The 10067-nt window shown below is 61.2% G+C and carries 14 protein-coding genes, 2 tRNA genes and 1 pseudogene; 9 read left to right on the forward strand and 8 right to left on the reverse strand.

From position 1 onward, the window contains the following. From Y707_RS32695 to Y707_RS0106455, 9 genes and pseudogenes are all read left to right on the forward strand, one after another. Window positions 1–303 (forward strand): annotated as a pseudogene (locus Y707_RS32695) (DEAD/DEAH box helicase); the annotation flags it as partial. Between the two features lie 168 nt (window positions 304–471). Continuing rightward, window positions 472–543: transfer RNA gene (locus Y707_RS0106420), tRNA-Thr, on the forward strand. Between the two features lie 60 nt (window positions 544–603). Next, window positions 604–680 (forward strand) — tRNA-Met (locus tag Y707_RS0106425). A 203-nt stretch (window positions 681–883) separates the two neighbouring features. Next, window positions 884–1450, forward strand: coding sequence for a type 1 glutamine amidotransferase domain-containing protein (locus Y707_RS0106430; protein WP_026534464.1), 567 nt, complete (start codon window positions 884–886; stop codon window positions 1448–1450). Between the two features lie 92 nt (window positions 1451–1542). Continuing rightward, the gene (locus tag Y707_RS0106435; protein ID WP_026534465.1) at window positions 1543–2466 is read left to right on the forward strand and encodes a hypothetical protein; all 924 of its coding nucleotides are present in this window, start codon (window positions 1543–1545) and stop codon (window positions 2464–2466) included. A gap of 17 nt (window positions 2467–2483) precedes the next feature. Further along, window positions 2484–2696, forward strand: a complete 213-nt coding sequence (locus Y707_RS0106440; RefSeq protein ID WP_026534466.1) for a hypothetical protein — start codon at window positions 2484–2486, stop codon at window positions 2694–2696. Between the two features lie 64 nt (window positions 2697–2760). Then, the gene (locus Y707_RS0106445) at window positions 2761–3210 is read left to right on the forward strand and encodes an FAS1-like dehydratase domain-containing protein (protein WP_026534467.1); all 450 of its coding nucleotides are present in this window, start codon (window positions 2761–2763) and stop codon (window positions 3208–3210) included. Continuing rightward, the gene (locus Y707_RS0106450) at window positions 3207–3638 is read left to right on the forward strand and encodes a MaoC family dehydratase (protein WP_026534468.1); all 432 of its coding nucleotides are present in this window, start codon (window positions 3207–3209) and stop codon (window positions 3636–3638) included. The genes Y707_RS0106445 and Y707_RS0106450 overlap by 4 nt, the downstream gene beginning before the upstream one ends. Then, entirely contained in the window at window positions 3635–4705 is a 1071-nt protein-coding gene (locus Y707_RS0106455) for a UDP-N-acetylmuramate dehydrogenase (RefSeq protein ID WP_026534469.1), read from the forward strand. Before Y707_RS0106450 ends, Y707_RS0106455 begins: the two co-directional genes overlap by 4 nt. Here Y707_RS0106455 and Y707_RS0106460 read toward each other — a convergent pair. The 8 genes from Y707_RS0106460 to Y707_RS0106495 all read right to left on the reverse strand — a co-directional run bounded on the left by Y707_RS0106460 (window position 4700) and on the right by Y707_RS0106495 (window position 10035). Continuing rightward, a complete protein-coding gene (locus Y707_RS0106460) occupies window positions 4700–5152 on the reverse strand; it encodes a hypothetical protein (protein ID WP_026534470.1) in 453 nt (150 codons plus the stop codon). The two genes, Y707_RS0106455 and Y707_RS0106460, sit on opposite strands and share 6 nt — an antisense overlap. Before the next feature lie 55 nt (window positions 5153–5207). After that, window positions 5208–6359: an aspartate-semialdehyde dehydrogenase gene (gene asd, locus Y707_RS0106465; protein WP_081744670.1), complete on the reverse strand. Its 1152-nt coding sequence runs from the start codon at window positions 6357–6359 to the stop codon at window positions 5208–5210. Window positions 6360–6445: 86 nt separating this feature from the next. Continuing rightward, window positions 6446–6844 (reverse strand): type II toxin-antitoxin system VapC family toxin, encoded by a 399-nt coding sequence (locus Y707_RS0106470; protein WP_026534472.1) that lies wholly within the window; start codon window positions 6842–6844, stop codon window positions 6446–6448. Beyond that, window positions 6823–7002 (reverse strand): type II toxin-antitoxin system Phd/YefM family antitoxin, encoded by a 180-nt coding sequence (locus tag Y707_RS24010; RefSeq protein ID WP_253905084.1) that lies wholly within the window; start codon window positions 7000–7002, stop codon window positions 6823–6825. Before Y707_RS24010 ends, Y707_RS0106470 begins: the two co-directional genes overlap by 22 nt. A gap of 240 nt (window positions 7003–7242) precedes the next feature. Continuing rightward, window positions 7243–7764, reverse strand: coding sequence for a dihydrofolate reductase (locus Y707_RS0106480; RefSeq protein ID WP_026534473.1), 522 nt, complete (start codon window positions 7762–7764; stop codon window positions 7243–7245). Then, on the reverse strand, window positions 7761–8564 hold the full coding sequence (locus Y707_RS0106485; RefSeq protein WP_026534474.1) for a thymidylate synthase: 804 nt from the start codon (window positions 8562–8564) through the stop codon (window positions 7761–7763). The genes Y707_RS0106480 and Y707_RS0106485 overlap by 4 nt, the downstream gene beginning before the upstream one ends. 70 nt (window positions 8565–8634) lie before the next feature. Beyond that, the gene (locus Y707_RS0106490) at window positions 8635–9039 is read right to left on the reverse strand and encodes a YkvA family protein (RefSeq protein ID WP_026534475.1); all 405 of its coding nucleotides are present in this window, start codon (window positions 9037–9039) and stop codon (window positions 8635–8637) included. A gap of 78 nt (window positions 9040–9117) precedes the next feature. Next, window positions 9118–10035, reverse strand: coding sequence for an NUDIX hydrolase (locus Y707_RS0106495; protein ID WP_035780613.1), 918 nt, complete (start codon window positions 10033–10035; stop codon window positions 9118–9120). Window positions 10036–10067 lie beyond the last annotated feature (32 nt).

Below are 10067 nucleotides of genomic sequence, written 5' to 3' on the forward strand. Positions count from 1 at the left end.
CAGTGGCGCGCCCTTTCCAAGACCCGCATCGGCGGGGAACTCATCCATCTCGAGCTGGACAAGGGACGCCGTCCCAGCAGCGGCGGAGCCCCGGCCCGCGGCGGTTTCAAGAAGGATTTCAAGAAGAGCGGCGGCGACCGCAGCTTTAATAAGAACGAAGGCGCCGGATTCAAGAAGGACTTCAAGAAGAAGTACGACGGCGACCGCTCGTTCAGTAAGAATCACGAGGGCGACAGCGGTGCCTCGAAGTTCGCCAGTGCCGGTAATGGGGAGCGCAAGCCCCGCCACGGCAAGAAGTACTAGGCTGCAGGACGCTGGGCCCGGCGTGGGTTCGTGCCGGCCATAGACATGGCCGGTGACGTTGCTCATAGCCGGGTTCCGGCGTCGCGGAATTCCGCTGTGATCCGTGGCATCACGAGGATCGGTGGATTTCGTTTCTGCGGGGATTAACTGGTAAAGTTTTTCCTCGTTGCCCCCCTAGCTCAGTGGTAGAGCGCGTTCTTGGTAAGAACGAGGTCACCGGATCGATTCCGGTGGGGGGCTCGCAATGGGAGCCCGCGTCAGAACGGTTTTTGACCGGTCTACGCGGGCATTCTCATTTATGGCGGTGTAGCTCAGTTGGTTAGAGCGCACGACTCATAATCGTGAGGTCGGGAGATCGAGCCTCCCCACCGCTACCAAAGAATGCCTCTGGAATCCGCATGGGTTCCGGAGGCATTTCCTGTTTCCCCGCCGGATACGGCCAAGGTTTCCGATCGGGATACGACGGGCGAGGGACGCAGTCCTTGGTATAAAGCTCAGCTTGCTTAGTATCTCTTGTCTTCCTAGGATGGATAGTGAAGGGTCATTCCCTGACATCCACGCTCTACAGCAAGGAGGAAGCATGTCTGAACATGATATTTCCGGTAAGAAGGTCGCGTTTCTGCTGACCGACGGCGTCGAGCAGGTCGAGCTCACGCAGCCTTGGGATGCGGTGAAGCAGGCCGGGGGACAGCCCGTTCTGGTGTCGCCGAAGAGCGGCAGCATCAAGGGGTTCAACCACACCGATCCAGCAGACGACTTCCCGGTCGACGTCAGCGTTTCGGAGGCTAAGGCCGACGATTACGATGCGCTCGTGCTCCCCGGTGGCGTGTTCAATGCGGACCAGATCCGAGTCGACAAGGACTCACAGGACTTCACCCGCTCGTTCTTCTCCAGCCAGAAACCCGTCGCGGTGATCTGCCACGGTCCCTGGATCATGATCGATGCCGGAGTGGTCAGCGGCCGGAAGATGACTTCGTACCACACACTGGCGACCGACCTGAAGAATGCCGGCGCCGAATGGGTGGACCAGGAGGTTGTGGTCGATGCCGGGCTGGTCAGCAGCCGTAATCCGGATGACCTGCCCGCCTTCTGCTCCAAACTGGTGGAAGAAGTGGCCGAAGGAAAGCACTCGAAACAAACTGTCTAATTTGCGTTGACGCTCCGGTGTGGAGCGTTCTCTATCAAGCGGATACGCCGGTAACGTTAAATCGTTGCCGGCGCATTCATTTAAGGAGAGCCGTGAAAGCCAACAGCCCGTACCTGGTCCGAGGTGTCTCGTGGACGCCGCGCGGCCCTGTGCTGGGCTTATCTGGAGCGGAAGGCACCGCCGAAGAGTTCCAGCTGGCAGCCGGAACCGAACTCCGCTTCCAGGTCTTGACGACGCCTGGTGTGCGGCACTGCCTCGGCTACAGCACGGTCGAGGGCCTGACCACCCGGCAGCAGTTCGGTTGCTTGGATTACAGCCATGCCGAGCGCGGGTTTCAATGCGGACGATGCTTTTCCCGTGACGACTTCCGGTTCCTGCACGATATCCACCGCAGCGGCATCGCGCCGCCGGGATTGCAGGCGTATGTCGACCAGGAGCACTGGCTTTACGTTGCCACTTTCGCCGACGGCGCCTCGAAAGTGGGAACGGCTTCCCACCGCAGCAAGTTCAGCAGGCTCGCTGAACAGGGCGCCGTCGTCGCACGCTATGTTGGCTGGGCTGAAGACGGCCGGATTATTCGCCATCTGGAGGACGCTGTGACGGACCATCTCGGCCTCGGCCAGGCTGTCCGGTCCGCGGCCAAGCTGGTGGCTCTAGCCAATCCGCTTCCAGCTCAGGAGCTCGACCGGATCAACAGCGACAAAGCGGTGGAGGTGCGGTTAATGCTCGACGGCGGCAACGGACTGCCGGGCTCGCATTCGGTTTCGGAGCAATGGCACCGGCCTGAAGCGGCGAAGGCAGTTTGTGAGGCGGGTCCGGGCGTCTTGTATCCACACGAACTTGGTGCAGGCCGGCACGGTTTGCGGATCAGCGCCGCGCACGGCAGCTATGTTCGGGCCGGCATCGACGATTCGGAAGTGGAGTTCCTGGCGGACCTGTCGCGGCTGAAGGGAAAGCGCATCGAGTTCGGGCAGTACAGCTCTGACGTGCCGGCCGTGCAGGAGTTCCTCTTCTAGCAAATACGATGGAAACCATGCTGAACAACCCATGGGATACCGGATCGCCCAAGTACCGTCTCTTTGTCGTCCTCGGGCTGGCGTTCACCGGAGCCGGCATCCTCTGTTCCATCATTGGGATCACAACCGAAAACGGGTTCCTGACCTGGACGGCCCTTCCGCTGCTGGGAATCGGGTTCATTTGCTATGTGGCCAGCATCTTCTTCCGCCGCCCAGGGAAGCGCCGATAGCCTGCAGGTACTTGTAGGCTGGATGCAGACTCAGCCTACAAATGCCTACAGAATGAGGAGTTCCATGGCCATCGATCCTGATTTGGCCGGCCGCAGCTATCCGGCCGGAGAGCCGTATTTTGTTGGCCGGGAAAAGATCCGCGAATTCGCCCGCGCGGTCAAGGCCACCAGCACGGCCCATTACGACGTCGATGCAGCCCAGGAGCTTGGCTACCGCGATCTGGTGGCACCACCGACGTTCGCGATCATCGTTTCCCAGCGGGCTGATGCGCAGCTGATCGAGGATGACAGTGCCGGAATCGATTTCACGCGGGTTGTGCATGCGGACCAGCGGTTCACGCACTATCATCCGATCGTGGCCGGCGACGAGCTGGTTGCCGAGCTGCATGTCGATTCGGTCCGGGCGATGGGCGCCGGCGCCATGATCACCACACGGGCGGAAATTTCCACCGTCGAGGGCGGGAAAGTCGCCACCACCAAATCTTCGATCATCGTGCGGGGGGAAGAGCAGTGAGCGTTTCGCTGGAGCAACTCGAAATTGGACAGCAGATCGGTACGACAACCATTGAGGTCACACGCGCTGATCTGATCCGCTACGCCGGCGCCTCCGGAGATTTCAATCCAATCCATTGGAATGAGCGGTTCGCCAGATCAGTGGAACTGCCCGGTGTGATCGCGCACGGCATGTTCACCATGGGTGCGGCCGTTCAACTGGTGGTGGATTGGGCCGGCGACCCCGCCGCCGTCGTCGATTATCAAACCCGTTTCACGAAGCCTGTTCCCGTCGAAGACCTGGATGATGGTCCGGGCGCGGAAATCGAAGTCACGGGCGTGCTGGGCGCCATTGATGCCGACAATTCCACGGCCAGGGTGGACTTGACGGTCACCTCGGCCGGTCAAAAGGTGTTGGTCAAGGCGCAGGCGGTCGTTCGGCTTTGGTGACATCCACGGTTAATCTGGCGGAGCTGACGACGACGGCGGTCGGCGGCCCGGCACGCAAGTACGTTCAGGCTGATACCGAGCAGGACATTATCGACGCCGTCCGGGCGGCAGATGCCTCCGGAGAACCCCTGCTCATTGTCGGGGGTGGATCGAATCTGATCGTGTCCGACGACGGCTTTCCGGGCACCGTGCTCCATATCGCCTCCGAAGGCTACACAATCAAGTCCAGGGATATGATGGCCGGCGTGTTCGTTGAGGTCCAGGCGGGCCACCCGTGGGACGACTTTGTCCGTACCGCCGTGATGCATGCCTGGTCCGGCCTGGAGGCGCTGTCCGGCATTCCTGGACTGATGGGGGCGACACCGGTGCAGAATGTCGGCGCCTACGGTGCTGACGTTTCGCACACCATAGCGAGCATCCGGGCCTGGGACCGGGAAAAGAACGCCATCAAGACTTTCGCCAATTCGGACCTCAAGTTTGAGTACCGGGATTCGCTGCTCAAACGCGCCACGGTGGACGGTTCGCCGCGGTATGTGGTCCTGACCGTCCAGTTTCAGCTGGCTCTGGGGCGGGGGAGCGCACCAATCCGGTATGCCGAGCTGGCGCGGGTACTCGGAGTTGAGCCGGGGGAGCGCGCCAACGCATTGCAGACGCGCAAGGCTGTCCTCAAGCTGCGTGCTTCCAAGGGCATGGTTCTCGATTCGGAGGACCGGGACACCTTCAGTACCGGGTCCTTCTTCACCAATCCAATCGTGGACCGCCCGGTGGCCGACACACTGCCGGCCGGTGCACCCCGCTACCCGGTGGGTACCGGCCGCACAGAGGCAGACGACAGGGTCAAGCTCAGTGCCGCCTGGCTGATAGGCCAGTCCGGCTTCGCCAAAGGATTCGGCCTGCCGGACGGACGTGCCTCCCTGTCGACGAAGCATACGCTGGCTGTCACGAACCGCGGCGGGGCCAGTGCCCGGGACCTCCTGGACGTCGCGCGCACCGTACGGGACGGAGTCGAGGCGAAATTCGGCATTAAGCTGGTTCCCGAACCGCTGCTGATTGGCTGCGCCCTATAATCCATGCGAGGGCCGCGGATCCCGGGTGTAACCCTGTCTGGCATGTTCAACTGCGATCCGCGTCTCGATCAAGGCGCAACTGTCCAGCTGGGTGTCGACCAGTCCGCGGCTGCAGAGCCACTGGGCCAGCCTCGACGTCTGGCTGATCTGGGAGCGCCTGTCGTTGCCGTCATGGAGCAGCCACGGGTCACGCAGGAAGTCCGCCAAGGCATGAACAAGGTCCTCGGCGATCATGATCCGGGAGCACGCGCCCTCCAGCTCATACGCCTGCTCCAGACCGAGCAAATCAACCTTGGAACTCTCCAGGAAACGGTGTCCCGTTGCCTCCAGGTACCGCCGCAATTGAGCATCGACCCGTCGATAGCGCGAACACGTGGCAGGTTGTTTGTTAAAGCAGCTTGTGGCCAGGAATCCGGTCAGTATCTCGTCAACTGTTGGGTTTTTCATAGCCCCAACAGTGCCAGCCGGCACCGACAGAAACTGGAGCGGTGAAGCGGAGGTGCTACAGGTTCCCTGTGGCGATACGGAGCATCCGGCGCAGCGGTTCGGCTGCACCCCACAGCAACTGGTCGCCGATGGTGAAAGCGCTCAGGTACTCAGGTCCCATTTCCATCTTGCGCAAACGGCCGACCGGTACGTCCATGGTCCCCGTGACGGCAACGGGCGTGAGCTGCTCCATGGTCGCTTCCTTGGTATTGGGGACGACCTTGGCCCATTCATTGTCCTGCTCGATGAGCTGCTCGATCTCTGCCAGCGGCAGATCTTCGGTGAGCTTGATGGTCAGCGCCTGTGAGTGTGAACGCATGGCTCCGATCCGGACGCACAACCCGTCGAAGGGAATCCGTGCGCCGTCGGTGACGTTGAGGCCTAGGATCTTATTGGTCTCCGCACCGGCCTTCCACTCTTCCTTGGACTGGCCGTTGCCCAGATCGGCGTCGATCCACGGAATGGCCGATCCGGCCAGTGGAACGCCGAAGTGTGAGGCATCCATTTCCGGATTCCGCTGCTGCGTCACGACCCCGCGGTCGATTTCCAGGATGGCGGAGGCAGGGTCAATGAGGTGGTTGGCAACAGCACTGTGAAGCTCGCCAAACTGGTTAATCAGCTCCCGCATGTGCCGGGCACCGCCACCGGAGGCTGCCTGGTAGGTCATTGCCGTAGCCCACTCGACCAGGCCGTTCTTGAACAAGCCACCGAGGCCCATCAACATACAGGAGACTGTGCAGTTGCCGCCGATGAAGTCTTTTACACCACGGGCCAGCCCGGCGTCGATGACGTCCCGGTTGACCGGGTCCAGCACGATGATGGAGTCATCATTCATCCGCAGGGTCGAAGCGGCGTCGATCCAGATGCCATCCCACCCGGCGTCGCGGAGCTTCGGGTATACCTCCGAGGTGAAGTCGCCGCCCTGGGCGGTGACAATGATGGGCAGCTTGGCGAGGGTTTCGACGTCGTAAGCGTCCTGGAGTTTTCCGGCACCGGCTGCGAAATCAGGGGCATCCCCACCGGCATTGGAGGTGGAGAAGAAGACCGGATTGATCAGGTCGAAGTCACGCTCATCCTGCATGCGCTGCATCAGCACGGAGCCGACCATGCCGCGCCAGCCAATGAGGCCTACAGAAGGAGTTGAGGTGCCGGATACCAAGGAAGTCATACATCCATTCTAGTTTTCCCGCGCAAATCGCCAATTTGATGACGACGACGTCCCCTCCCGGCTGGGTTGCATCCAGTCCGCGCCGATCACCATAAAGTGCTCAAGGGCTCGAAACGTTGCATTGTTTCATCAGGCGTGATGAGCGTGGCGCCTTCAATGGGGGCCTGTGCGGCGATAAGACGGTCGAAAGGGTCGCCGTGGTCCCAGTCCAGTTCCGCAGCGGTCAGGGAGTGTTCTGTAGTGACGTTGATGGTGGATGGTGCAATCCGTCGGACATGGTGTTCGTAACCGACAAATACCCTTTCGAAACCGGGAAGTTTCCCTCGCTGGAATTTGTATGCGAGTTCGTACGCAGTGGCGGCGGAAGCAAAGAGGCTGGCGTCCATGTTGCTGATAATCCTGCGTGCCTTGGGTGAGAGAGCACGCGGATTCACCAAGGCGAAGAGAAGTACTTGTGAATCAATTAGATAATTGGTGCTTCCCACGTGGACAGTTCCTCCTTGGACATCGGTTGGAAGGCTTCATCCGGCACATCAAGGGGACCAAGGAATCCAAGTGCGCGTTTGGCCGGACGCTCAACTTTGACCAGCTTGGCCACAGGGTGCCCCGAGCGGGCGATAATAACCTCGTCCCCACGTTCCACAAGTTGCAGCAGCTCGGAGAAGCGGGTTTTGGCGTCCTGGAACGTTGTACTGTCCCATGTTGACCAACCCTAGTTGGTCAACATCTGCCGTGAAAGGATCCGGCGAGTATCCGAAGTCGTCAAATGTACGCATAGACCGACGATAGATCGTGGAAGCAGGCCCTTAGGAGTTAAAGATTCAGAATGTGGACAGTGCCGTTCCGGGAAACACGGTGGAGGACAAGTGGTTATACGGCTTGGTCAGGAGTGGCTTCGTGTCCAGGTTTCGATCCGGTAGCGCGCACCCTTGCGGGATTCATGCCAGCCTTGTTCCGGATCGCTGACCGCAAGTGTCCAGGCGTCCTCCAGCGCCGGGGCAAAGGTGTCGCCGGTTTCATCGACGTCGATGACAGTCACCGAAGCGGTGTCGGCTTTGGTCAGCATGGATTCGAAAATCCCGGCGCCACCGATGACCCAGACCTCCTCGCCGCCCTCACTAGCCGCGGCGGCATCCAACGCTGCATTCATGCTTCCGACGGCGATGGCACCTGCATCGGCCAGAGCCTGACGCTGGTCCTGGCTGCCGCTGATGACGATATTCGCGCGCCCTGGCAGGGGGCGGAACCGGGCGGGAAACGATTCCCAGGTCCGCCGGCCCATAATGACCGGGTGGCCCTTCGTCGTCGACGTGAAATGAGCCATGTCCTCGGGAACGTCCCACGGCATCGTGCCGTCGCGGCCGATAACTCTATCCGGTGTCTGCCCCCAGATCATCCCGATCATACTGCCACCGGCGCCTTTATGGTCGGGTGATGCTGGTAGTTCACGATCTCGAAATCCTCGTATTCGTAATCAAAGATCGACTCCGGCTTCCGGCCGATCTGCAGCCGCGGGTAGGGATAGGCGTCCCGCATAAGCTGTTCGGTCACCTGGCTCATATGGTCGTCGTAGATGTGGCAGTCCCCGCCTGTCCAGATGAACTCGCCGGGCTCCAGACCGGTCTGCTGGGCGACCATTCTGGTCAGCAGCGCGTAGCTGGCAATGTTGAATGGCACTCCGAGGAACAGGTCCGCACTGCGCTGATAAAGCTGGCAGGAGAGCTTGCCATCCGCTACATAGAACTGGAACATGACGTGGCATGGCGGCAGAGCCATGTTGTGCAGCTCGGATACGTTCCAGGCCGAGACAATGTGCCGGCGTGAATCCGGGTTCGTTTTCAGTCCCTCGACAACCTGGGCAATCTGGTCGATGTGACCGCCGTCGGGCGTGGGCCACGAGCGCCACTGGACGCCGTAGATTGGGCCGAGATCGCCGTCGTCGCCGGCCCACTCATTCCAGATCTTGACTCCGCGCTCCTGCAGCCACTTCGCGTTTGAATCGCCGCGCAGGAACCATAACAGTTCGAGGGCGAGGGATTTAAAATGCACCCGCTTGGTGGTGATAAGCGGGAAACTGTTGCTCAGGTCGAAGCGCAGCTGACGGCCGAAAACGCTGCGGGTACCGGTGCCTGTGCGGTCCGATTTGGACGTGCCGTTGGCCAGCACGTCACGGAGGAGGTCTTCATACGGGGTCTCAATACTCACTCGTCCATCCTATCCACCGAGTCATCGATGAGAGTGCGGGGAACGTGTTTGGAAACAAAATGATCCTGGTTTAGCGGGGGAGAAGAATGAGGAGCGACCTCAGCCCCTGCTGCGTGCCGGGCCAGTGCCGCTCGAGGGCTTCGGGGCCTGCAGTACGGATGACGGAACGAAGTGCGAGAACAATGATGATCGCGTCATCTGCGTAACCGATAACCGGAATGAAGTCCGGTACGAGGTCGATTGGCGAGAGCAGGTAGCCCAACAGCAGCCACAGTCGAACCCGTACGCCGACAGGCAGTGTCTTGTCGGAGGCTAGCCGGCGGAGCAGCCGAAGGACATCAGGCAGCAACCGGAGCGCCTCCCGCAGCGACGCCGGCTCATTCTGCGCCCGCTGCGCAAACCATAAAGCCGCAAGCAGGAGCAGCCAGAGCAGCAACAGTCCGGCGGCTGCCGCCAACAGCGTTTCCCACCACATGCTTCAACTCTAACCAGCCCAGCTTACGCGTCTGCCGGATCCGGGCGGCCCGGGCCGGAGCTGCGGAAGTGCAGGGGCTTAGTCGTCGAAGGGTTTGACCTGTTCGACCGAGACGATCCGCTGGTTGTCGAGGGCGCTGACATGCAAAATGATGATCTCACCGGGACTGAGGTAGGGGTCCGACGTCGGGAGCTTGGCGGCGTCTTCATCGCTCATTTTCGGGGCGAATACCTCGAGCAACGTCGGCAGTACCGGCCGATGCGTGCAGATGATGACCGGTTTGCGTTTTTCGAAGACACCCTCGGCGACCGCGCGGGCCTTTTTCGGCTGGCGTTTGTGTGACGCTTCTGTCAGCGCATCGATCTGCTTGATCTTCGGGTTGGCGATCTTTGCGTACGGTTTAAGCGTCTGGACGCAGCGCACCCAGGGACTCGTCAGTGCACGTTTGGGGCCCCAGGCGTTCAGCAGGCGCCCCACCGCCTTGGCCTGCCGCTGCCCCGAGGCGACAAGAGTGCGGTCTCCTTCGGCCAGGGTCCAGGAGGAGCGTGGCTTGGCCTTGGCATGCCGCAGCAGGATGATGGGCCAGGTCGGCAGGTGACCTTCCTCGAAGGCTTCGACCAGCGCGTTCAACGGATCGATATCGGACGGGTTGGAGAGCAGCTCCCGGGCCTTGTCGGGACTGACCCATTCAGCTTGATCTACTTCGTGGTCGTCCGGAAGCGGCTCCTGCTCGTCCACGTGCGCGGCCCAGTAAAGGACTTCCTTCATCCCGGAGTTGACCTTGTACTGGATGGACGGAAGCGGGATGCCGAGCTTGATCCGGATACCAACCTCTTCGGCAACCTCGCGCACCGCGGCCTCGGGAAGGGTCTCGCCGTCGTCGAGCTTTCCCTTGGGCCAGGACCAGTCATCGTAGCGGGGACGATGAATCACCAGGAGCTGGAGCTCGCCTCTACGGCTGCGCCAGCACAGTGCACCTGCCGCGCGCACCGCCATTCCCGTAGATCCTGCGCGCCGGGATTTTCCGG

Source organism: Arthrobacter sp. H14 (assembly GCF_000520495.1).
Taxonomy (GTDB): Bacteria; Actinomycetota; Actinomycetes; order Actinomycetales; family Micrococcaceae; genus Arthrobacter_C.